The sequence below is a fragment of the Saccharopolyspora pogona genome (assembly GCF_014697215.1).
Classification (GTDB): domain Bacteria; phylum Actinomycetota; class Actinomycetes; order Mycobacteriales; family Pseudonocardiaceae; genus Saccharopolyspora; species Saccharopolyspora hattusasensis.
In genome coordinates this window covers 404,088-428,369 of sequence record NZ_CP031142.1, presented here as the reverse complement: position 1 = coordinate 428,369, position 24,282 = coordinate 404,088, and the positions used below count along the sequence as shown (strand labels likewise).

The window sequence follows — 24,282 nt, the reverse complement described above, 5'->3', positions numbered from 1 at the left end:
GGACACTAGATCCACAGGTCTCGACAACGCCGTACTTCCCAAAAGAAAGGAGAAGCTGCCTGGAAACGCTGGAGAAAGCGTTTAGCCGCGCGCCGTCGAGCGAGAGCCATGAAGCGCAGGCGTGTCCGCGTGCACCTCTGATGAACCGAGAACACAACCGGCGAAAGGAATCCGCGTGCCGACGACGCATACCTGTGGGGACTGCAGGGGAACTGGTTGCGGGAAATGCAACTGGACCGGGTCGATCACGATCGTGGACGACTGATCATGCTGGAGTGGTCCGACATCTCCGCCGTCGCCGTGGCCGAAACCGTCACCTTCCACAACGGGAAATCCATCACCTTCTACCGGATACCCGCCGTCCGCAAAGGACCGCTGATGCGACGGGACCGGCACGGACCGTACCTGGTTTACATGTACTCGTACTTCGTCTTCCGTTGGTACGCGGGCGAAAGCACCGTCCGGATCTACCACGGCGACATCGACTGCACCGAGGAATACCCGCTCCCGTGGACCCTCGAGATCGACACCCCCTGGGACCCCACCACGCTCACCGAACGAGCCAGGAAATGGGTCCGCGACCACTGCGCCCAATTCGAGAAGAAGAAACGAGACTGACATGCTCGGCGACGACCGATGGACCGACGAACACGGCACCGTCCACATCATCCTCCCCAAGACCGGACCGGTGCTGACCATGTGCCGACGACTCGTCGAAGGCGACCCCTCCCGCCCCCGCATCGGCTGCGAAACCTGCGTCCTGACCACCGCAGTCGAACTCGAAAACCAACGTCTCGAAGAATTCCGCACCAACCTCGCCACCGAACGAAAGGCCGCATACGGCGAAGAATCATGACGGCTTCGCAGGCACCGTTACAGCTGGTCAGGAACCGTGGGTGTGTTGGGCTGCCATAGCTCTCGCGTGGCGCTTCAGGTCGTTCAAGACCAAACGCCAACGCATGGGGACTGGACCGCGGACCCGTCCACGCCGACCATCCGCCGATTCGAGCGACCGAAGAAACAGCAAGCCTGGATCAGGAAGCCTGGATCAGGACGTTGCGCCCGGTCGCCGTGCCACGAGACCCCACGAGGAACCGCCGGACGCCTGATTGCGTTCCCGTGCGCCCGCGACCGGCTGGGCGGTGACACTCGTGGTCATGCGGTTCCGGCTGCCCTCGGCCAGCATGGGACGGGGGTGCGACCCGCTGACGTCGAGGGGGCGAGGTCGGATGAGGATCGTCGTCGATCTGAACCGCTGCCAGGCGTTCGCGCAGTGCGTGTTCATGGCACCAGAGGTGTTCGCGCTGCACGGCGAAGAAGCGTTGCTGTACCAGCCGCGCGTTGACGAGGCGCACCGCGACGAGGTGCTGCGCGCGGCTGCCGCCTGCCCGGTCCAGGCGATTCTGGTGGACCGCCTCGACACGTCCCGGGAGACGAGCGCCGATGACCGCTGACAGCCTCCTGAAGGCGCTCCGCGAAGAAGGCCGCATCGTGATCGTCGGCGCCTCGCTGGCCGGGCTGCGCGCCGCCGAACAACTGCGCGAGGAGGGCTTCACCGGTTCCCTCACCTTGATCGGGGACGAACCGCACGAGCCGTACGACCGGCCCCCGCTGTCCAAGCAGGTGCTGATCGGCCGGGCGCTGCCGGAGGACACCGCGCTTCCCCGGCGGCGCGCCATCGATGCGCAGTGGCGGCTGGGCGTCGCCGCGACCGGGCTCGACCGCGACCGCAGGCGGGTCCGGCTGGCCGACGGGGAGGACCTCGAGTACGACCGCCTCCTGATCGCCACCGGCGTGCGCTCCCGGCCGTGGCCGCACGAAACCGAGGCCGCGCTGGACGGTGTGTGCGTGCTGCGCACGAGGGAGGACACCACCCGGCTCGACCGCCTGCTGTCCAGGAGGCCGAGCCGGGTGCTGATCATCGGCGCCGGTTTCACCGGCTCGGAGATCGCCTCGGCCTGCCGGGAACGGGGGCTCCAGGTCACCGTCGCGGAACGCGGCGAATCGCCGCTGGTGGGGGCGCTCGGCGGCGTGGTCGGCGACGTGGCCGCGCAACTGCAGCGCGAACACGGGGTCGACCTCCGCTGCGGGGTCATGGTTACCGCGCTGGAAGGCGACCCCGGCGGCCGGCTCAAGCGCGCCCACCTGTCCGACGGCACCGTGCTCGACGTGGAAGTGGCCGTGGTGGCGCTTGGCGCGGTGCGCAACACGGCGTGGCTGGAGGGATCCGGCCTGGCGGCGGGCCCGAGGGGGGTCGCCTGCGACGCGGGGTGCCGGGCCTTCGACGTTCACGGCATCGTCACCGACGACGTGTTCGCCGCGGGTGACGTGGCCCGAACCCCGCACCCGCTGTTCGGGTACCAGTTCCTCTCGCTGGAGCACTGGGGCAACGCCGTGGCGCAGGCCGAGATCGCCGCGCACAACATGATCAGCGCCGGATCGCAGCGGCGACCGCACCTGTGGACACCGTCGTTCTGGTCGGCCCAGTTCGGCGTGAACATCAAGTCCGTCGGGGCGCCGTCGATGGCCGACGAACTCATCGTGACCCAGGGCGCGCTCGCGGAACGCAGCTTCGTCGCCGCCTACGGGTACCAGGGCCGCGTGATCGCCGCGGTGGGCTTCGACCAGGCGAAGTGGATGGACTTCTACCGGCGGCTGATCGAGCAGGCCGCCCCGTTCCCGCCCGGATTCGCCGGCGTGGACCGGCGCTCCGCGGGACTGCGGCCGGTGCCGGCCGGGTTCCCGGACCCGGCGCTGCCCACCCACGGCCCCACTGTGACCCTGACCGGCCACTCGCCAAGCGAGCGGCGGGTCGTCTTCACGCCGGCCCGCGCCTGACCGACACATCGAGGAGCCCGTCCCATGCCGTCGACCAGCCCGGCGCAGATGATCACCGATTTCTCCGTCCGCGCCGACCCCTACCCGATCTACGCCGAGCTCCGCCGGCAACCGGTGGTGCGGGACGAGAGCGGCGTCCACCTCGTCACCACCTACTGGGAGATCCGCGGCCTGCTCCAGGACCCGCGGATCAGCTCCGACGCCCGCAACCTCGCCCCCGGCAACTACCCGATGTCCGCCGCGCAGGACGACGAGGGCACGCTGCCGCCCAGCTTCATCCGGCTGGACCCGCCCGAGCACGACCGGCTGCGGCGCCTGGCGATGCGGCCGTTCGGCCCGCCGCACAGCCCGCGGCGCATCCACGACATGCACGGCGAGCTCACCAGGATCGTGACCGACCTGATCAACGGGCTCGCGGGCCGGGACCGGTTCGACGTGGTCGACGACTTCGCATACCCGTTCCCCGTCACGGTGATCTGCCAGCTGCTGGGCGTGCCCCAGGAGGACGAGCCGCGCTTCCGGACCCTCGTCGACGCGGTGGTGGCGGGCCTCAGCCCGGCCGAGGACGCGGCCGAGCAGCGGCGCCGTGCGCAGCAGAGCCGCCTCGAACTCGGGCAGTACCTGGCCGGGCTGATCGAGGAGCACCGCCGCCACCCCGGAGACGACATGCTCTCCGCCTGGGCCACCGACGAAGGCGCGGAGGGGCGGATGTCCCTGGCGGAGCTGATCACCAACGCTGTTCTGCTGCTCATCGCCGGCCACGAGACCACCGTCAACCTGATCACCAACGGGATGCTCACCCTGCTGCGCGAGCCGGCGGCCCTCGAACGGCTGCGGGACGATCCGTCGACGGCTGCTGCCGCCGTGGAGGAACTGCTTCGCTACGAACCTCCGGTGCAGCTGCTCCCCCAGCGAAACACGTTGGCGGACATCGAGATCGCGGGCTCGGTCATCCCAAAGGGCGCTCCGGTGTGGCTGCTGCTCGCCTCGGGCAACCGTGACCCGCAGCGCTTCGCCGACCCGGACCGCTTCGACCCGATGCGACAGGACAACCAGCACCTCGGTTTCGGCTTCGGCGTGCACGCCTGCTTCGGAGCGCCGCTGGCGCGCCTGGAAACGCAGGTCGCGCTGACGGAACTCACCCGCAGGCTGCACGGCCCACAACTGGAGGCGGACCCGCCGCCGTACCGGCCGAGCCCGGTCCTGCGCGGCCCCCGTCACCTGCAGGTGACGGTCGAGGGCATCACCGGCTGACGCGCCGGCACACATCTTCGGGCGTCGTGAGAACGGCTTCCGGATCGCCGCGCACCCAGCTCCATCCAGCGATCCTGTCGCTGGATGCGGTGCGTTCAAGCGGCTGTACAGAACGCTGAGCGGGCCGGGCGAGGAGCTCCCGCACGCGCCGCAACCGATCCCGTCCCAACCGCACTCCAGCTCGGACCACCACCCGTTTCGGTGACCAGCCGGGTACGCGCCGATTCTCGTGTCCATAGTTGGGAACGGATTCCCGTCGCGAGGAATTTCCGCTTCTACGTGAACAGAATACGTCTCCAGGAGGTCAACGATGGCAGGTGTCCGAATTGGACCATACGGTTACCGACTACCAACTCCCGCACGCCTACTGGCTGGCCAAGGCGGCGAAACTCGCCTACGCCGACGAGGCCGAGATCCGCGAGACCACGCGGCAGTGGGGCTTCGACGACTGCGACTACTTCCATGCCGAACTCGACGCGTCCTTCCCCATCGAGGACACCCAGGGCTTCGTCGCCCGCAGCGACAAAATGATCATCGTCGCATTCCGCGGAACCGAGCCGAAGAAGATCAAGGACTGGCTCACCGACACCAACACCCTCGCCGCCCCCGGCCCCGCCGGCAAGGGGCTCGTGCACGTGGGCTTCAGCCGTGCCCTGGACTCGATCTACCCGCGGGTCCGCGACGCCGTCAAGCGCTTCAAGGACAACGGCCAGACCCTGTGGTTCACCGGGCACAGCCTCGGCGGCGCCCTGGCCATGCTCGCCTCCGCCCGAATGTACTTCGAGGACCCCAACTTGCTGCCCGACGGCGTCTACACCTTCGGTCAGCCACGCACCTGCGACAGGCTGCTGGCCACGCCCTACAACCAGGCACTCACCTCGCGGGTGTTCCGGTTCGTCAACAACAACGACATCGTCCCGAAGCTCCCGCCGGAACCGGTCTTCCACCATGTCGACCAGATCCGCTACCTCGACAGCAAGGGCAAGCTGCACGAGAAGATGACCGTCACGAGCGGGCTCGCGGACCGCTTCAAGGGCATCACCGCCGACGTGTTCGCCCCGGCCTCCGACGGGGTCCGCGACCACATGATCGACCGCTACCTCGAAGCGATCGAGAAGAACATCAGCTGATCAGCAGCCAGTTCGCCGGCAGCCCGCAACACCCGGCGCGCGGGCTGCCGGCGAGGACCTGGACCCGCCAAGGCGGCAAAGCGTTCAACCTGCCTCAAGCGCAGGCCGCGACCGATGGACTCACACGGATCGCCTGCGCGATCGTTGTCCACATCGGACTGATACGTGCCGTTTGCGGCCGGACCGCTTGTCCTGGCGCTTGCGAAGCGAGTCGAGCGACTCCCGCGCGATTCCGGCTATGAACGCTTGGCACAACAGGTCTTCCAGCGGCGAGCACGACGGCCAACCGGTTCCGCTGGACCACGGCGCATCGCGGATCACGTCCGGTCCGAACGCCGCAGCGTCACTTCAAGACGCGCATCAGCATGTTCGGGCCCGTCATGTCCAGGACTTCGAGCTTGATGTTGGTCCCGCCCGGGTAGTCGAACAGCCGAACGCCGTCGCCTAGCAGCACGGGCGTGATCCAGACCAGGATCTCGTCGAGCAGCCCCGCCTCGATCAACTGCTTGGCGACGTTGGCTCCGAGCACGCTGACGACCTTGCCGCCGGCGGCTTCCTTCGCCGTCGCGACCGCGGTTTCGAGGTCGCTGACGAACGTGACGTCGGGGACCGGGGTCTCCGGGATGTTATGGGTGAGCACGACGCTCGGTCCCGTCCACTGCCCGCCGTAGGCGCCCTCGCTCTCGGTCCCCTTGTTCGGATCGTCGCCGTGGAAGGTGTTGTTGCCGATCAGGAGGGCGCCGACCTGGTGCACGATGGCAGCCGTGGCCGGATCGGATTCCAGCTCCAGCTCGCGCAGCCAGGACATGTCACCGCCCGGTCCCGCGATGAAACCGTCCAACGACATGCTGCACTGGCACTGCACCTTACTCATGAGCACCTCCGCGTGATCCACACCGCTGGGCGCGGTTCCCGCACGCTACCAGCGACTCGCCGGCCGCATCGCCGATTCCGGAATCGCGCACCTGCACACGCGAAGATGCCGCGGAGCAGGGCGCTCCGCGGCATCTTCGAATTGTCCGATGTGGACGGTGCTCGTCGGTCTCCCGACCGCGAGCCGGTCAGTCGGTGCCGAACTCCATCGCGGCGCGGTCGAGCGTCTCGCCTTCGCCGGAGACCGGAACCTCGCCGCGCGCGGCGATTGCCTCGGCTCCGCCCTGCGGCATCGCGCCGATCAGCCCGGTCGAGGCCGCCTGGGCGGCACCGATGAACGCGGGGCTGGTGCCGACCATGCCGAGACCGGCGTACTGCTCCAGCTTGGCGCGCGAGTCGGCGATGTCCAGGTTGCGCATGGTGAGCTGGCCGATCCGGTCCACCGGGCCGAACGCCGCGTCCTCGGTGCGCTCCATCGACAGCTTGTCCGGGTGGTAACTGAAGGCGGGACCGGAGGTGTTGAGGATCGAGTAGTCCTCACCGCGCCGCAGCCGCAGCACGACCTCGCCGGTCACCGCCATGCCGACCCAGCGCTGCAGCGACTCGCGCAGCATCAGCGACTGCGGGTCGAGCCAGCGGCCCTCGTACATCAGCCGACCGAGCCGCCGACCCTCGTTGTGGTAGGCCGCCAGGGTGTCCTCGTTGTGAATCGCGTTGACCAGCCGCTCGTACGCGGCGTGCAGCAGCGCCATGCCGGGGGCCTCGTAGATGCCGCGGCTCTTGGCCTCGATCACCCGGTTCTCGATCTGGTCCGACATGCCCAGGCCGTGCCGGCCACCGATCGCGTTCGCCTCCATCACCAGGTCGACCGGGGTGGCGAACTCCTTGCCGTTGATCGTCACCGGGCGGCCCTGCTGGAAGCCGATGGTCACGTCCTCGGTGGCGATCTCGACCTCGGGGTCCCAGAACCGCACGCCCATGATCGGGTCCACGGTCTCGATGCCGGTGTCGAGGTGCTCCAGGGTTTTGGCCTCGTGGGTGGCACCCCAGATGTTGGCGTCGGTCGAGTAGGCCTTCTCGGTGCTGTCGCGGTAGGGCAGGTCGTGCGCGAGCAGCCACTCCGACATCTCCTTGCGGCCGCCGAGCTCGGAGACGAAGTCCGCGTCGAGCCAGGGCTTGTAGATGCGCAGGTGCGGGTTCGCGAGCAGGCCGTACCTGTAGAACCGCTCGATGTCGTTGCCCTTGAACGTCGATCCGTCGCCCCAGATCTGCACACTGTCCTCGAGCATCGCCCGGACCAGCAGGGTCCCCGTGACCGCGCGACCGAGCGGCGTTGTGTTGAAGTACGGGCGCCCGCCGGAACGGATGTGGAACGCACCGCAGGTCAGCGCGGCTAGGCCCTCCTCGACCAGCGCCGCACGGCAGTCGACCAAGCGCGCGATCTCGGCACCGTAGGTCAGCGCGCGGCCGGGCACCGAGGCGATGTCGGGCTCGTCGTACTGGCCGATGTCGGCGGTGTAGGTGCACGGGACGGCACCCTTGTCGCGCATCCACGCGACCGCGACCGAAGTGTCGAGGCCGCCGGAGAAGGCGATGCCGACGCGTTCGCCGACGGGCAGGGAGGTGAGAACCTTGGACATGAGAGAAAGTATGCATCGTGATGAATTACCATGCAAATCCGGGGTCGCCTCCCGGCCGAACGCACGCGGCCGATCACCAGAAGCATTCACCACACGCCCCTGGTCGGCCAAGTTCCAGCCCGAACACTCAATCGATACAGATCCACCGCGGCAGGAACCGATGATCTGCCGCTGCCACCAACTCTCGGTGGCGTTGGTGTAGATGCCGCCCTGGCGGACCCAGTCGCGGTAGACGTCGGTGCAGCCTTCCCAGACGACGACCGCGGCCAGGTGCGGCGGCTGGAGCGCGGCGACGTGCCAGCCCATCATCGGAGATGCCGCTGCTGGCGACCTTGCCGGTTGACCACGGCTGCACGCCGCACCATTCGATGACGTCGTAACCCACTTGGCCAGGTCGTGAGGGAAACCAACCCTTCCGGAACGGACCACGCACGGGATGTGTCGCCGCCCGGGCTGCGAAAGCTGGGGACCAATGCGCCCAAGACCGTTCGGGGCGTGCCAGCGCGCGGCTCACTCCCGCTCACTGCAAAAGAAGGGGTCGAGCGTGGCCTGCAGGCGCTCGCGGTCATCCAGGACGCCCTCGCCGAGGCCGCCGAGCCGTACGGGGACGACATCCGCAGGGCGGACCGCAGGCTGGCCCTGCGGGTGGCCGCCCGCACCATCACCAGCTCGTCCGTGCACCGGGCCGCCACCTGCCAGTCCTGGCCGGATGGGTTGACCTGGGCCAGCTGGGCCGACGAGACCACCGAGATGGCCGTGGCCTACCTGACCTCCCCACAACGCACTACGCACCATTGATCGTGTCCACATCGCCTCCACGACCCGAAAGCCGGTTCAACATCGCCCATGAGGCGACGCAGCCCTCACGTAGCAGGAACCAGCCCCGCGGCGACGCCGGGACGCCACCCGGGGCTGTTCGATTCCCCGGATTGGCGGTCAGTCCTTCTCGGCGTAGACGGCGGTTTCGAGTGCAGCCACGGGCATGCTCCGGCCGGCCGGTGCGAGATAGCGGTCGGTGTACTCCTGCGGGCCCAGCTGCTCGACCTGCCGCCAGCCGTAGCCCGCGAGGAAGTCTCCGATCTGCTCGGGGTCGAGCCCGAAGCGCCAGAGCTTGCGCCTGACCACGTACTCCTCGTGCAGCGCCTCGCCACCGCGCAGCGATGTCCCGTCGAGGAAGTCCTCGCGGAGGAAGGTGCACACGAGCCGGCTGCCGGCGGCTGCCGACGCCAGGAACTCGAACATCGCGCGCACCGACTCCCCGGCCATGTAGGGCGTGACGGCTTCCGCGATGAACAACGTCGGCTGCTCGGGCCGGTAACCGTGCGCCGAGAGCGCCGCCGGCAGCTCACCGGATTCGAGGTCGACCGGCACCAGCGCCACGGATTCGCCGAGCCGTCCGCGCAGCAGGTTCCGCTTGCGGTCGATGTTCTCGGGCAGGTCCACCTCGTAGATCCGGGTGCGGTGCGGATCGGGTCGCCGGTGGGCGCGGGTGTCGAAGCCGGCACCGAGGATCACCACGGCCTCGACGCCCGCGCTCACGGCGTCCGCGAACCTGTCGTCGATGTAGCACTTCCGGCACAGCGTGCTCGCCCAGATTCCCGGCATCTTCCGCTCGGTCGCGTTGATCAGCCATCGGCGGACCGGCCGGAACCTGGTCAGCGCCACGAGCGGTCGCACCCCGGCGGGCAGGAACCGGTGGGCCAGTTCGTCGCGCACCAGCGGGTTGCCGTCGCGCTGATCGACCGCGACGAACGCGATCGGGCCTACCGCGGTCCGGGTCGCACCGTTGCCCACGTCGCCTCCACTCCAATCCGAAAAGATTTGTCCCGCGCGAGTCTTGCAGCCGAATCCGTTACCCTTCAAGGAAAATTCCCCTTGTCTACCCAGAAGTGTCCACTATAGATGTCGAGGCGCGCCCGCTTCGCTATGTTCGCGACGAGCCCCCGGCAGAAGGAGATGCGGTGCAACGATCGCAGGAAATCCCGATCCACATGCGGCGGACCGGGTTCGACCCGGTTCCCGAACTCAGCTCGCTCCGGCAGCACGACGGCATCGTCCGGATCACCAGCGGTTTCGGCGTGGACACGTGGCTGATCACCCGCTACGCGGACGTCCGCAGCGTGCTTTCCGACTGGGAGAGCTTCAGCAACACCATGCAGGCCGGCATCCTGGAGTCCGAAGCACCGGAGCCCGGCGACGATGCGAACGCCATTCGCGCAACGCTCAACCTGCTCGCTTCCGACCCGCCCGAGCACACCCGGCTGCGCCGGACCGTCGCACCGGAGTTCACGGCCCGCCGGCTGCGCCGGCTGGAGCCGCGGATCACCGGGATCGTCAACGATCACCTCGACGCCCTGGAACGCTCCGGGGCGCCCGGCGACCTCGTTCCCGCCTTCACCAACCCGGTTCCGGTGCTGGTCATCTGCGAGCTCCTAGGCGTCCCGCACGAGGACCGCGAGGACTTCCAGAAGCGCACCGACGGCTTCCTCGACATCGCCACGTCCAATGCGGAACGCGCCGCGCTGCAGGCCGAATCGCACGCCTACATGGCAAAGCTCGTCGCCCACAACAGGGTTGAGCCCGGCGACGGGCTGCTGGGACAGCTGGTGACTCGGCACGGTACCCAGCTCGACGACGCCGAACTCGTCGGCCTGGCCAGCCTGCTCCTATTGGCCGGGTCCGAGACCACGTCGAACATGCTCGCGCTGGGTACGTTCGCCCTGCTGCGGCACCCCGAGCAGCTCGACATGCTGCGGCGGGACCCCGGGCTGGTCGACGCCGCGATCGAAGAGCTGCTGCGCTGGTTGTCCATCCTCCACAACACCACCGCGAAGGTCGCCACCCGGCAGGTGCAGATCGCCGGGCGAACGATCAACGCCGGTGACCTCGTGATGTGCTCGCTGCCCGCCGCCAACCGCGACCCGGATTTCGTGGTGCGGCCGGACGAGCTGGACATCACCCGCCCGGCGTCGCGGCACGTCGCGTTCGGGCACGGACCGCATCACTGCATCGGTGCGCCGCTGGCCCGCCTGCAGATGCGGATCGCGCTTCCCGCTCTGCTCGGCCGGTTCCCCGGGCTGCGGCTGGCCACCGAGCCCGGGTTCCGTTCCGGCCACCTGACCCACGGCCTGGATTCGCTGCCGGTCATGTGGTGACCCGATACGGCGGACGCGCCCCCTGCTGGGGGCGCGTTGTCAGGTCATGGCCCCGGTGCGCTGGTGCTCGGCCGACCGCGCAGCGGCGTCGGGCCCGACCGGGATCACCAGGTGGGTCGGTGCGGGGGCGTTGTCGTCGACGCTCGCGGTGAACTCCCTGCCGTCGTCGCGGCAGACGAACTGCATGACCTGCCGACCCGCCGCCGCGGCCCGGATGAGCCCGCCGGTGGTGGCCCACACCCCGGACAGGTAGAAGTTCTCCAGCCCGGGCAGTCGCGGCCCGTGCTTCTTGATCACCTTCTCCATCGTCTCGCCGCCCTCGACGAACGGCTGCCAGCCGAGCACCGTGCCGTCGTAGTTGCCGGTGTAGCGGACCTGGGTCAGCGGTGTGGAGATGTCGCGGACGACCACCGCGTCCTTCAGGCCCGGGTAGCGCTGGTCCAGGAAGTCCACGATCGCGTTCTTCACCTGGCGCTTCGCCGCGTAGTACGCGGTGCCGCGGCGCACCGAGAGAGTGTGCCGCGGCTCCCCCTTGCGTATCCGGGTGGCCTGCTCCGGGCCGGTGGACAGCGCGCGCCACGGCTCGATGTCGCAGAAGTAGGTGGCGTAGACGATGGTCTTCCCGCTCGGTGCCAGCTCCGGGTAGTGCGAGCTGCGGAACTGGACATTGATGCTGGGGTGCCGGATGCCGATCAGCTCGCCCGCCAACGCCCCGTCGACCAGGTGGGTGGTGCACGGCTCGCCGTCCGGGAAGGGCCGGTCCAGGCCGAGGAAGAGCGCGAAGTACCCCGGGAAGATCATGCCCGGCTCGTTGATCGTGCTGGTGTAGAGCTCGCGGTGGGTATCGGTCAGGTAGCGGCCACCGAGCAGCTTCATCGTGGTGGTGTGGCCGTCGCAGGCCGACACCACGATGTCGGCCCGGAACTCGGACCCGTCGCTGAGCCGCACCCCCACCGCGCGGTCGTTCTCGACCAGCACCTCCTCGACCTTCGCGTGGTAGGTGATCTCGCCGCCTAGCCGGCGGTAGCGCCGTTCGATCGACTCCGCCAGGCCCAGCGATCCGCCCTCGGGCACCCCGGCCGAACCGTTCGCGTGCGCCGCCAGCTGGAAGTAGAACGGCAGCACCGGGAACGCCTGGTGCTTCTCGTAGAGGATGAAGTTGAAAGCCTCCCGCAGCAGCGGATCGCGGAACTTCGCGGAGTAGTCCGTCATCAGCGTGCCGATCGATTTGCGGATGAGGTTGAAGTAGGGCGCGAAGGACGCCAGCATCCGCCAGCGTTCGAAGGTCCCCATCAGGCCGACCGGCTTCAGGAAGGGGTACACCGACAGCAGCTTGCGGAACTTGCGCAGTCCGTTGCAGAAGTCCCGGATCAGCCGCGCGTCGGCCGGCGAGAGGTCGAGCAGGTGCGCCTGCAGCCGGTCTGGGTCGGAGTAGAAGTAGACGGCGCGGCCGTCGCGGCCGCGCACGATGTTGAAGACGTCGAAGTGGCGCATCTGCTTGCCCTGCAGGGCGCCGAGTTCCAGCCAGATCTGGTGCATTTCGTTGCCCGGACCGTTACCGAGCAGCCAGCTCACGCAGCAGTCGAACGTGAAATCGCCCTTGTCCCAGCCGGTGCAGCAACCACCTGGGATCTCGTGCATCTCGAAGATCCGGCTGCGGTAGCCGTTCATCTGCGCGTAGCAGCCGGTGGACAGGCCGCCGAGCCCGCCGCCGATGATGATCATGGTTTGCCGCGACATGTTCAGGCCTCCTCGGTCAACTGCATGGGCCGGACGTCAAGTTGGGGCAGGTGGCCGAGCATGTCCGGGCACCAGGCCCGGCCACCGGGGCTTTCCCATGCCTGGAACGGGATTCCGAGCTCCTCGCACAGGTATTGGGTGACGAATCGTCCGCTGGCGGCGGCCTTGATCAGCCCGCCGCCGCCGACCCATTGACCCGCCATCGAGAAACCGGCCAGCCCCGGCAGCCGCATCCGCTGCTTTTCGACCAGCTCGGTCGCCAGGTCGTCGGCTTCGGAAAAGCCCATCCAGCCGAGGATGCTGCCGTTGTGGTTGCCGGTGTAGCGGTGGTTGGTCGTCGGCGTGGCCACGTCGACGACCTCGATGCGCCCGCCGATGCCGGGATAGCGCTTCTCCAGGAACCCGCGCACGAACTCGGCCACCTTCCGCTTCTCCGCCCAGTACCCGCGGCGGTTGCGGGTGCGCAGCTCGCGCCAGTACCCGAATTCGCTGAAGTAGGTGCAATGGAACAGTGATTTGCCCGGCGGCGCGCACCCGGGCCAGTAGTGGGAGCGCAGCTGCACCACGAGGCTGTCCTGCAGGACGCGCGGCAGTGCTGCGGCGTCCTGTCCGGACAGCAGGTAGGTGGTGCTGTGCGGGGTTTCGGGTGGCAGATCTCCGTCGACGCCGACGAACACCGAGACCATGCTCGGGTACACGACGCCTGGTTTGGCGAGCATCTCGGTGTAGAGCTTGTCGATGGCCGGGCTGGTGTACTTGCCGTCCAGGAAGCGGTAGATCGTGGTGTTCCCGTCGCAGGCCGAGATGACGTGATCGGCGTAGAACCGGTCGCCGTTTTTCAGTTCCACGCCGACGGCCCGGTCGTCCTCGACCAGAACGCGCGCCACGCGGGCGCGGTAGCTGATCTCGCCGCCGAGCTCGGTGTAGCGGTTCTCGATGGACCGTGCCAGCCCCAGCGAGCCGCCCTGCGGGAAGCCCGCGTTTCCGTGGTAGGCGCAGGCGATGTTGTACAGGTACGGCAGCAGCGGGAAGCATTCGTGGTCCTGGAAGAAGACGTTGGGGAACGCCCGCCGCAGCAGCGGATCCCGGAACTTCGCGGTGAAGTCATCCATTCGCGTCGCCGAGGTGCGCCAGAAGAGGAAGAACGCCGGGAGCACCCTCCGCAGCATGTCCAGCTTCTCGGGCAGCGTCTTCAGCGGCGGCGGCTTCAGGAACGGGAAGACGTCGAGCCGCAGGAAGCGCCGCAGGTCCCGGCAGAACGACTTGATCAGCTGCGCATCGGCGGGCGAGACCTCCAGCAGGTGCCGCTGGAGCCGGTCCGGGTCGTTGTAGAAGGTCACCTCGCGTTCGTTCTCGTCCACGACGCGGTTGAACATCTCGAAGTTGGTGATCGCCTTCCCGTCGAGCGCGCCGAGCTCGCGCCAGATCTGGTTGGCTTCGTTGCCGGGCGCGGTGCCGATCAGCCACTCGATGCAGTAGTCGAAGATGTAGCCCTCGCGCGACCACGCCGTGCAGCAGCCTCCGGGCAGCACGTGCTTCTCCAGGATGCGGGTGTCCATCCCGCTCATCTGCGCGTAGCAGCCGGCCGCCAGGCCCGCGACTCCCCCACCGATGATGATGACGCTCGGCTTGCCGGCCGCACCGTTGTCACGCGTCATCGCCCGCACCTCCCGCCAGGATCTCGCGCACCAGGCCCGCGTTTGCCGGGAGGTACGCCTCGTCGAGCATGTCCGCGTGGCTGCCGGAGCCGCGGTGCACGTCGCTGCGCGTGGCGGAGCTGCCGTGCCAGCTGCCCGGGGCGTCGGCGGCGTAGTACTCGGCCTTGTCGTGGTCGGAGATCACGCTCACCGCGGCCCGGACCGTCCCGGTGTTCGGTGTTCGGCTGCAGTAGTGCAGGTAGTCCCTGGCTTGTTCGCGGGTTTCCGCGGCGACCACCTCGGATCCGGTGTGCTTGCGAAGGTGTTCGGCGAGCTCGTGCTCGAACGCGTCGAGGTGTTCCTCGCCGAGCTGGAAGGACTCGCCGATCCGGTAGGAGTCCATGATGACCACATCGGACACTTCGCGGCCGCGCCGCTCCAGCTCCCCGGCCACCTCGAAGGCGAGGTTGCCGCCCAGCGAGTAGCCGAGCAGGACGCACCTGCCGTCGGGCTGGCCGTCCTCGACCAGGTCCGCGTAGCGGCGCACCTTGTCGTCGCCGGTCAGGTAGTTGAACGCGACGATGCGGCGAGCCGGCAGGTGCGCGGCGAACCGCCGGTAGACCAGCCCGTGCCCGCCGGCCGGCGGGAAGCAGAACAGCGGGTCGCCGCCGTTGTTGAAGGTCAGGTAGGGCTGGGCCCCGCCGATCCGGCCGGTGATGATGTGCTCCAGCGTGGTGGCCATGCCGTGCAGCGTGGTGCTTTTGAACAGCCGGCTGACCGGGATGCTGATGTTGAACTCGGCCTGCAGGTGGTGGATGAGCTCGATCAGCCTGATCGAACTGCCGCCGACCTCGAAGAAGTCGTTCCGAAGCCCGACCTGTTCCAGGCCCAGCACCGACTTCCAGTGCTCGGCCATGCGCTCCTCGAACAGGGTCACCGGTTCGTCGTCGGCTTCGTCCTGGGCGGGTCGGGGCTCGGGCAGCGCGGCGATGTCGACCTTGCCGTTGGGGGTGAGCGGCAAGGCGGCGACCTCGACGAGGTGCGACGGGATCATGAACGTCGGCAGGTATTCGGCGAGGTGCCTGCGCAGCGCCCGGCGGTCCAGCGTCGCGCCGTCGGCGGGCACGCAGTAGGCGCAAAGCACGCTGTTCCCGTCGGCGTCCGGCCGTGCCGTGACGACCGACTGCGCGAGTTCCGGCCAGGCCACCAGCCGTGCCTCGATCTCGCCGGTCTCGATGCGGTGGCCGTGCACCTTGATCTGCGCGTCGGCGCGCCCGAGCAGGTGCACGGTGCCGTCGGCGTCCCAGCGGGCCAGATCGCCGGTGCGGTACAGCCGCACCGGTTCCGGCCCGAAGGCGTGGGTGACGAACCGCTGCGCGGTCTGCCCGTCGTCGCCGAGGTAGCCGGTGGACACGCCGTCGCCGCCGACCCACAGCTCGCCCGGCACGCCCGGCGGCACCGGCTGGTCGTGCCGGTCGAGGATGTAGAGCCTGCTGTTGGGCAGCGGCCGGCCGATGGGGACCAGTTGGCTCGGCGCGAGGTGGTCGGCCGGGCCTTCGAAGAAGGCGCTGTCGATGGTGGCCTCGCTGAGCCCGTAGGAGTTGATCACGCGGGTGGCCGGGCCGCACAGTTCGCGCAACCGCTGGTATTCCTCGACCTTCCACGCATCAGAGCCGACGACCAGCAGGCGCATGAAGTCGAGGCGTTCGCCGGTCCGCGCGCAGTGCCCCATCAGGCCGCGCACGACGGCGGGCACGAATTCGGCGCAGTCGACGCGCTCCGCGCGCATCGTCTCGTGCAGCCGGGCGGTGTTGAACAGCAGCTCGCGGTTGATCAGCACCAGGGTTGCGCCGGAGCACAGCGCTCGCACCAGATCGCCGGTGAACACGTCGAAAGCGAAGCTCGCCAGCTGCAGGTGCACGTGGACGTCCTCGTCGAGGCGGTATTCCGCGTGCCACGCCCGGTACGCCGAGGACAGGTTGCGGTGGCTGACCCGCACGGCCTTCGGGCGGCCGGTCGAACCGGAGGTGTAGATGACGTAGGCGGTCGAATCGAGGTCGGTCGGGCCGTCCGGGGCTTCCGCCCCGGCCTCACAACGCAGCTCTGCCGGTGTCAGCACGACGTCCACTCCGGCCAGCCGGTCCCGGTGAGCGTCGTCGACGACGGCCAGGCCGACGCCCGCGCCGCGCACCATGTCGGCGAGCCGCTCCGCCGGGTAGTCGGGATCCAGCGGCAGATAGGCGGCGCCGGCGCGCAGCACCGCGAGCAGCGTGACGATCAGCTCGGGTGATTTGTCCATGCACAGCGCCACGATCGCGCCGTCGGAGACGCCGAGTTCGCGCAACCGGTGCGCGACGCCCCGGGACTCGCGTTCGAGCTCCGCGTAGCTGAGTCGCCGTACCTCTCCGGTTTCCGACGGCACCGAAACGGCGATCGCATCGGGCCGCTCGGCGGCCATTTCGTTGATCAACTTGTGCACCGGCACATCACCGGTCGCCTGCCGGTCGCAGCCGCTGAACTTCTCCAGCAGCTGCTCGGATTCGGCGGCGTCGAGCATCCGCACGTGCGTGATGGGTTCGGCGGCGGGAGTGCGGGTCAGCGAGTCGACCAGGTTGCGGAAGTGCGCGGCCAGCCGCCGGATCGTCTCGGGGCGGAACAGGTCGGAGTTGTACTTGAAGACGCAGTGGAAGCGCCGGTCCGCTTCATCCTCGTAGGCCGACAGCGTGATGTCGAACTGCCCTTCCTCCTCCGGCAGTTCGACGTACTCCAGCCGGTAGCCGTACTTCTCGGTGGCAACCTTGTGGGTGAGCAGGATGAACATGGCCTGGAACAGCGCCGACCGGCTCGGGTCGTGCGCCCCGCCCAGCTCGTCGACCAGCAGCACGAACGGGTACTCCTGGTTGTCCAGCCCGTTGAGGACGGTGTCGCGGGTGCGGGCCAGCAGTTCTCCGACGGTCGGCTCCCCGGACAGACTCACGTGCAAAGGCAGCGGGTTGATGAAGTAGCCGTACACCGAGGCGAACTCGTCCTGCGTCCGGCCGCTCACCGGGCTGCCGACGATCACATCGTCCTGCCCCGAGTAGCTGTGCAGCAGCAGGTAGTAGGCGGCGAGCAGGACCACGAACACGGTCACGTCGTGCTCGCGCGCCAGCGCGTGCACCCGCGCGGTCAGCTCCTCGTCGAGGACGAAGAACTCGGAGGCGCCGTTGTTGGTCTGCACGGCCGGCCGCGGCTTGTCGGTGGGCAGGTTCAGCACTGGCGGCTCGGCGGGCAGCGCCTGCCGCCAGTAGTCGAGCATCCGCTGCGCGTCCTGGCTGGCCAGGAACCGGTTCTGCCAGTTGAGGAAGTCCAGGTAGGTGGCGGTCGCCGGAGGCAGTTCGGCGCGGCGGCCGGCCCGCAACGCCTCATAGACCGCGAGCAGTTCTTCGATGAAGGTGAACGTCGAGATCGCGTCGGAGACGATGTGGTGCACGGCCTTGGTGATCACCCAGCGGTCCGGGCCGCGCCGGAACAGCCGGAAGCGCACCAGCGGGTCGTTCTCGAGGTCGTAGGGCTTGCGGTACTCGCGGATGATCAGCTGGTAGATGTCGTCCCAGGACTCGTCGCGGACGTCGAACAGCTCGATGTCCGGCTTGATCGCCGAGGAGATCCGCTGCACCGGTTCGCCGTCGACCAGGACGAAGTTCGCCCGCAGGCTGGGGTGCCGTTCCAGCATCGCCCGGTAAGCCTCGAACATCAGGTCCGGGTCGAGTTCGGTGCGCACCTCCACCGCGCCGCCGATGTTGTAGGCGAAGCCGTCCGGGTTGAGCTGCTTGAGGAACCACAGTGCCTGCTGGTTCTGCGTCAACGGGTACTGCCGCTGGTCGTGGAACTCCGCGACCTCCGCGCCGGTGCCCGCGTCGTTGCCCGCGGCGGCCAGCTGGTCGTGCAGCCGGTCGACGAGTTCGCCGACCGGTGCGCTGCCCAGCAGCGCCACCACCGGCAGCGCGACGCCGAACTCGGTTTGCATGCGGGCACGGAGTTCCATCGCCAGCAGCGAGTCCAGTCCCAGCGCGTTGAGGCTCGCCGTCTCGTCGACCTGGGCGGGCTGAACCCGGAGCACGGCGGCGACCAGCTCGCAGAAGTGCCCGGCGAGCAGCTGTCGGCGCCGGTCCGGCGCGGTGCCGTGGAACTCCTCCAGGAAATTTCCGTCCACATCGGACTCGGAGGCCGCTGCGGCGGCGAGATCGGCGACCAGCAGCGGCGGCGCAGGGTACCAGGACAGGAACGTCGGCCAGTCGACGATCGTGGCCACCAGCAGCTGGGCGCGGTCCTCGCCGATGACCCGCTCGAGCACCGCCATCCCGGCCTCCGGTGACAGCGAGCTCATGCCCCGGCTGTTGCGGTAGTGCTCGACCAGGCCGAGTTCGGCGATCATGCCGGTCGCCCACGGACCCCAGTCGATGCTCAGCGCCGGGAGTCCGAGCGACCGCCGGTGGTGGGCCAGCGCGTCGAGGAACGCGTTGCCCGCCGCGTAGTTCGTCTGGCCCGCCGTGGTCAGCACCGAGGCGATCGAGGCGAACAGCACGAAGTGGTCGAGCGGTTCGTCGCGCAGCTGCCGGTGCAGCACGGCGGCACCGACGGTCTTCGGATCGTGCACGGTGTCGAACGTCTGCCGGTCCATCTCCGGCAGCAGCACGTCTTCGACGTTGCCCGCGAGGTGGAAAATCCCGCGGATGGGCGGCAGGCCCTGGCGCCGGTGGTCGGCGAGCCAGGCGCCGAAAGCGGTCTCGTCGGCGACGTCCAGCGACACCGGGATCGGCTGCGCGCCGAGCGCCTCCAACTCCTTGACCAGGGCCACCTTCTGGCCGATCGCGGTGTCCAGGCCGATGTCGCACCACCGGTCGCGGGCGGGCAGTTCGGTGCGGCCGACCAGGATCAGGCGGCGGGCTCCGCGCTTGGCCAGCGTCCGGCACACGAGCCGGCCGAGCGCGCCGAACGCGCCGGTGACCAGGTAGCTGCCATCGGCCCGCAGCCGCAGCGGAAGCGGGTTGAGCAGGTCGTCGGGCCGGGCGAGGCGGCTGGTGTGCCTGCGGTCGCCGCGAAGCGCGATCTCCTCCTCCTCCTCCTCCTCGTCGTCGGCGGCGGCGATCTCACGCAGGAGCGCGGCCGCGTCGGCGACCACGTCCGTTCCGGCGAGGTCGAGATCGATCAGCTTGCCCCGGTTCGCGGTGAGTTCCTGCTGCCACAGCACCCGGCCGATGCCCCAGGCCGGCGCGCCCAGCGGCTCGACCTCGGCACCGTCGGACACCGCCTGGGCACCGCGCGTGACGACGTGCAGCCTGGCCCGGACCTGTTCGGCGAGCAGCGCTTGCGCGAGGGCGAGCAGCGAATGGGTCCCCGTGGTGTGCTGCCGCGCGCGTTCGGAGCCGTCGGCGGACTCGAAGGCCGGGCGGTCCAGGTTCCACAGGTGCACCACGGCGTCGAAGGAACTGGGCAGTTCGGTGAGCAGGCGCCGCAGGTCGGCTGCGTTGCCCGGCACGACCGTCGATTCACGCTCGCCTCGCCGGTACTCCTCCCCCACGCGCACCAGGTGGCAGCGCCCTCCCCGGGCGCGCGCCTGCGCGGCGAGTTCGTCACCGATGCCCTGCGAATCGGCGAGGATCAGCAGGTCGCCGGGCGCATCGGCGCGCCCGGGCAAGTCCCGGGCGGGCACCCAGGTCGGCACGAGCAGCCAATTGTCCATTGTGGTCGGTGCGACGCCGGCCGAAACCTGCTCGATGTCGGCGGCGCGGAATTTCTCGATGTGGCCGAGCGCTGTTCCGTCATCGGCGTACACGGTGAGGTCGCCGACGAGTTCGTCGCCGTCGCGGCGCACGATCGTGGCGTGCGCCCAGATCGGCTGGTCGCCGATCGGCCCGGTCCGCACATCGGCGATGGACAGCGGCAGCCGGATGCCGGTTCCCGGAACGTCCTCGGCGATCAGCGGGGTCAGCAACGTCTGGAAGCACGCGTCCAGCAGCGCCGGGTGGAAGTGGTGGCCCGCGGTGTCGCCGAGCGCTTCGGCCGGCCGGACGCGGGCGAGCGCCTCGTCCGGCCCGATCCAGACCTGCTCGATGGCCTGGAACGCCGGGCCGTAGTGGTAGCCGAGCCCGGCCAACGCCGCGTAGCAGTCCGGGCCGTCGAGGTGCCGCGGGCATCGCGCGCGGATCGCGTCCGCGTCCAGCGTCGCACCCGGCAGGCTCGGCTGGACGGCGCGCAACGCCCCGGTTGCGTGCACAGCATGGCGGTCCTCGCCGTTCACCGTCGCGATGGTGAACGCGGCGTCGCCGGAGCAGGACAGCTGCACCCGTCTCGCCTCGTTCTCCGGCAGGAACAGCGCCTTCCGCAGTTCGATGTCGGCCAACGCGACAGCGGTGCCGCCGGTCATTGCCCGCACCGCCTGCGCCGCCATCTCCAGGTAGCCGGCGGCGGGGAACACCACGTCGCCCTGGATGCGGTGGTCGCGCAGGTAAGGCGTCGACTCGATGTCGAGGCTCGCCTCCCAGCCGGGGTTCGCGGTGGGCAGGCGCCGCCCGAGCAGCGGGTGGTCGACGCGGCCGAGCCGCACCTGCGCGACCGGCGCGGGCTCCACCCAGTAGCGGTCGCGACGCCACGGGTAGGCCGGCAGCGAAACCGCCCGGCCGGCGGGTTCGAGCACGTCCCAGGCGATGTCGACACCGAAGTTGTGCAGGGTCGCCAGGGACGCTGCGAACCGTTCGGCCTCGTCTTCGCCGCGGCGGATGGACGGCACCGTGTTGCCTTCGACCCGCTTGTCCAGCAGGCATTCCCGGATCGAGTGCGCCAGAACCGGATGGGGGCCGATCTCCAGGAACAGCCGGTACCCGTCGTCGGCGAGGCGGTCCACCGCCGCCCGGAAGCGGACGCTGTCGCGGACGTTGCGCCACCAGTAGCCGGCGTCCAGCTCGGTACCGTCCGCGATGCCCTCCTGCCCGGTCAGGTAGAGCGGGACCAGCGCCGGATTCGGCCGCAGCCCATCCAAGGAGGACAGCAGCTCGTCCTTGATCAGTTCCATGCGCGCGCTGTGGTAGGGCACGCGGACAGCCAGGAATTTCGCGAAGATCTGCTCCTCTCTCAGCTCGTCGGCGAGCTGTGCGAGCGCATCCTCGTCCCCGGCGAGGGTGCACGTGGTGGGACCGTTGATCGCCGCCACCGACACCCGGTCCCCGAAGGGCCGCACCCGCCGCTGCGCATCGGCCTCGGTGAGGCTCACGGCGAGCATCGTCCCCGTGCCGACGAGCTTCTGCTGGAGCCGGCTGCGGTGGACGATGATCCGCACCGCGTCGGCCAGGCTGTAGACCCCGGCCTCGTAGAACGCCGCAACTTCGCCGGTGCTGTGTCCGACGATCGCGTCCGGCCGCACCCCGTAGTGCCGCCACAGCGCGGCCAACCCGACCTGCACGGCGAAGTTCGCCGGCTGCGCCAGCCACGTCTCGGCCATCTGCGAGTCCACCTCGTCGGCGGTGAGTTCGGTAAGCAGCGACCAGCCTGCGATGCGGTTGATCTCCCGGTCGCAGCGTTCGACCACCTCCCGGAAGACGGGCTCGCTAGCCAGCAGCTGCCGTCCCATGGCCCACCACTGCGGCCCCATGCCGGTGAACACCCACACCAGCCGCCGCTCCTCGCGCAGCTGGCCGGAAAGCACGCTCGGATGCGCATCACCCCGCGCGCATTCGGCCAGCCGCCGGGCAAGTTCCTCCTTCGAGGAGTACACAATGGACATCCGGTGGTCGTGGTGCTGGCGGCGGTGCGCCAGGGTGTGTCCGAGGTCGGTCGGGTCGACCTCGTCGAGCCGGGCCGCGATGCGCGCCGCCAGTTCCGGGAGTGCAGCCGGATCCTGCGCCGTCAGCGGCAGGATGCGGTGCGTGCGGTGCGCGGGCGGACGCTCGGCTTCCGGTCGTGGTGGCGCTTCCTCCAGCACGACGTGGGCGTTCGTGCCGCCGAAGCCGAACGAGTTCACACCGGCGCGGGCCGGGCCTTCGTGCTCGGGCCAGTCGATCAGCCGATCCGGGATCTCGTACGGCTGGGCCGCCAGGTCGATGCCGGGATTGATGCGCGACAGGTTGATGTGCGGTGCGATCTTGCGGTTCTCCAGCGACAGAGCGGTTTTGATCAGCCCGGCCATCCCGGCCGCCGACTCGGTGTGCCCGATGTTCGTCTTGACCGAGCCGATGTAGCACTTCTCCCCCGGTTTCCGCCCGATCGACAGCGCCTGCCCCAGCGCGTTGGCCTCGATCGGATCGCCCACCGGGGTGGAAGTCCCGTGCGCCTCGACGTACTGGAGCGCGCCGGGGCTGATGCCCGCCTCGGCGCAGACCTGCGCGATCAGCTCGATCTGCGCGTCCGCGTTCGGCACCGTGATGCCGTTGGTGCGGCCGTCCTGGTTGACGCCGCTGGCGGTGATCACCGCGTGGATCGGGTCGCCGTCGCGCAGCGCGTCGTCGAGGAGTTTCAGCGCGACCACCGCGACCCCTTCGGCCCGCACGTAACCGTTCGCCGAAGCGTCGAAGGTGCGGGAACGGCCGTCCGGGGAGAGGAAACCGCCCTTCGTCTCCGCGATCGTGTACTGCGGTGCCATATGCAGCAGCGTGCCGCCGGCCAGCGCGAGGCTGCTCTCCCCACGGCGCAGGCTCTGGCACGCCAGGTGCACCGCCACCAGCGAGGAACTGCAGGCGGTGTCGATGGAGACGCTCGGCCCGCGCAGGTCCAGGCAGTAGGAGATGCGGTTGGACGTCATCGTCATCATCGTGCCGGTGGCGGTGTGCGCGGCCAGCGTTTCGAAGCCGAGATCGGCGAACTGGAGGATCTTGTAGTCCAGTGTGAACGCACCCACGAAGACACCGACGTCGCGGCCGGCCAGTGCCGCCGGCTTCTGACCGCCGTCCTCCAGCGCCTCCCAGGCGACTTCCAGCAGCTTGCGCTGCTGCGGGTCCATGTGCTCGGCCTCGCGCGGGCTAATCCCGAAGAACGCCGGGTCGAACTCGTCGAACCCGTCGATGTACCCGCCGCGCCCACCGACCAGCCGCCCCGGCTTGGTCTTGTCCCGGCTGCCGAGCGTCCCCACGTCGTACCGGTCGACCGGGGTCGGCACGATGCAGTCCTTGCCGCCGGCCAGGTTCTGCCAGAAGGCCCGGTGATCTGAGGCGCCGCCGGGAAACCGGCAGCCGATGCCGATGAGCGCGACCTTGTTTCCGGAAGCAGGATTCTGCGAGTTCACCATCGTCGATTCCTCGGGTCGGGCGCGGTGGCGCGAACTTGGCACGATCGCTCGAATTGGCAAGGGGTCGAAAGAGACCGGCGAATCATCTGGCGTGCGAATGCGCGGAGGCGCCACGACGTGCTGACGTGCCGTCGGTGCGCAGCGCGGGAACGAGCCGATAGCTCGTTCCACAGAGGTCTGGTGCGAGGGTGTCGTCAGCCGGAGCAGGCCAGCGGCGCTCCACCGCACGTACCGGTGCACCAGGGCGAAACACCAAGCACGGCAACGAAGTCACACCCACCGCGCAGGCACTGACCGATCCACATAATGCACTCCCCCATTTCGCACCCGGATGATCTTAACTCACATCAATACCGGCGACCACCGCCGCTCACCACCCGATCCTACTAATAAGGATGCGGAATATGCCTATTAAGTAGCTGACAATTCTGAATATACCAACGAATGGCGGGAACGACCTCGTGATCAACGCCCTTTTCCGCGCATCGCGGCGCGGTCCGATTCGGTGCGGTCCGATTCGGTACTGTGCGAACGGCCCGGAAGGATGGGGGCCCAACTATTCGGGGAGCTGGGTAAAGATGTGTCGTTTCGGGTTGGTATGGTTTGCCGCGAAGGAACCTGGACGGCTGGCGAAAGCCAAGTCGGTCTGCCAGGAACTTGGTTTCCCAACATGATTGGGTGGCGGCGAGTTGCGTCGTGCCAGCACGATGGAAACCCACGTAAGACCAGCACTGTGCTGGCGACGGGTATCGCCAC

Annotated in this window: 15 protein-coding genes; 8 read left to right on the top strand and 7 right to left on the bottom strand. The window is 68.9% G+C overall.

The genetic code is table 11. From position 1 onward, the window contains the following. Positions 1–225: 225 nt before the first annotated feature. From DL519_RS01350 to DL519_RS01325, 6 genes are all read left to right on the top strand, one after another. Entirely contained in the window at positions 226–618 is a 393-nt protein-coding gene (locus DL519_RS01350; protein ID WP_190812537.1) for a hypothetical protein, read from the top strand. 1 nt (position 619) lies between these two features. Beyond that, entirely contained in the window at positions 620–856 is a 237-nt protein-coding gene (locus DL519_RS01345) for a hypothetical protein (RefSeq protein ID WP_190812536.1), read from the top strand. A gap of 373 nt (positions 857–1,229) precedes the next feature. Further along, positions 1,230–1,454, top strand: coding sequence for a ferredoxin (locus DL519_RS01340; protein ID WP_190812535.1), 225 nt, complete (start codon positions 1,230–1,232; stop codon positions 1,452–1,454). Beyond that, on the top strand, positions 1,444–2,838 hold the full coding sequence (locus tag DL519_RS01335; protein ID WP_190812534.1) for an NAD(P)/FAD-dependent oxidoreductase: 1,395 nt from the start codon (positions 1,444–1,446) through the stop codon (positions 2,836–2,838). Before DL519_RS01340 ends, DL519_RS01335 begins: the two co-directional genes overlap by 11 nt. Positions 2,839–2,862: 24 nt before the next feature. Beyond that, on the top strand, positions 2,863–4,092 hold the full coding sequence (locus DL519_RS01330; protein WP_190812533.1) for a cytochrome P450: 1,230 nt from the start codon (positions 2,863–2,865) through the stop codon (positions 4,090–4,092). 317 nt (positions 4,093–4,409) lie between these two features. Continuing rightward, entirely contained in the window at positions 4,410–5,222 is an 813-nt protein-coding gene (locus DL519_RS01325; RefSeq protein ID WP_190812532.1) for a lipase family protein, read from the top strand. A gap of 343 nt (positions 5,223–5,565) precedes the next feature. Here the strand turns inward: DL519_RS01325 and DL519_RS01320 are convergent, their stop codons facing one another. The 3 genes from DL519_RS01320 to DL519_RS01310 all read right to left on the bottom strand — a co-directional run bounded on the left by DL519_RS01320 (position 5,566) and on the right by DL519_RS01310 (position 8,090). After that, positions 5,566–6,096 carry a dihydrofolate reductase family protein gene (locus DL519_RS01320; protein ID WP_190812531.1) on the bottom strand — a complete coding sequence of 177 codons (531 nt, stop codon included), beginning with the start codon at positions 6,094–6,096 and terminating at the stop codon, positions 5,566–5,568. Between the two features lie 187 nt (positions 6,097–6,283). Continuing rightward, positions 6,284–7,735: an argininosuccinate synthase gene (argG, locus tag DL519_RS01315; protein ID WP_190823678.1), complete on the bottom strand. Its 1,452-nt coding sequence runs from the start codon at positions 7,733–7,735 to the stop codon at positions 6,284–6,286. Between the two features lie 127 nt (positions 7,736–7,862). Beyond that, entirely contained in the window at positions 7,863–8,090 is a 228-nt protein-coding gene (locus DL519_RS01310) for a hypothetical protein (RefSeq protein WP_263399789.1), read from the bottom strand. Between the two features lie 140 nt (positions 8,091–8,230). Here DL519_RS01310 and DL519_RS01305 point away from each other — a divergent pair, with 140 nt between their 5' ends. Beyond that, positions 8,231–8,533, top strand: a complete 303-nt coding sequence (locus DL519_RS01305; protein ID WP_190812530.1) for a hypothetical protein — start codon at positions 8,231–8,233, stop codon at positions 8,531–8,533. Between the two features lie 138 nt (positions 8,534–8,671). On the opposite strand, the gene DL519_RS01300 is transcribed toward DL519_RS01305, so the two are convergent. After that, complete coding sequence (locus DL519_RS01300; protein ID WP_190812529.1) at positions 8,672–9,529, bottom strand: class I SAM-dependent methyltransferase; 858 nt, start codon at positions 9,527–9,529, stop codon at positions 8,672–8,674. A gap of 167 nt (positions 9,530–9,696) precedes the next feature. Between DL519_RS01300 and DL519_RS01295 the strand changes: the two genes are divergently transcribed. Next, positions 9,697–10,890: a cytochrome P450 gene (locus tag DL519_RS01295; RefSeq protein WP_223838321.1), complete on the top strand. Its 1,194-nt coding sequence runs from the start codon at positions 9,697–9,699 to the stop codon at positions 10,888–10,890. Positions 10,891–10,929: 39 nt separating this feature from the next. Here DL519_RS01295 and DL519_RS01290 read toward each other — a convergent pair whose 3' ends face one another. Genes DL519_RS01290 through DL519_RS01280 form a run of 3 tightly spaced genes read right to left on the bottom strand, consistent with a single transcriptional unit; the run spans position 10,930 to position 23,526 of the window. After that, on the bottom strand, positions 10,930–12,630 hold the full coding sequence (locus DL519_RS01290; RefSeq protein ID WP_223838320.1) for a phytoene desaturase family protein: 1,701 nt from the start codon (positions 12,628–12,630) through the stop codon (positions 10,930–10,932). Between the two features lie 2 nt (positions 12,631–12,632). Next, positions 12,633–14,288: a phytoene desaturase family protein gene (locus tag DL519_RS01285; RefSeq protein ID WP_190812528.1), complete on the bottom strand. Its 1,656-nt coding sequence runs from the start codon at positions 14,286–14,288 to the stop codon at positions 12,633–12,635. Continuing rightward, a complete protein-coding gene (locus DL519_RS01280) occupies positions 14,278–23,526 on the bottom strand; it encodes a non-ribosomal peptide synthetase/type I polyketide synthase (RefSeq protein WP_190812527.1) in 9,249 nt (3,082 codons plus the stop codon). The genes DL519_RS01285 and DL519_RS01280 overlap by 11 nt, the downstream gene beginning before the upstream one ends. Positions 23,527–24,282 lie beyond the last annotated feature (756 nt).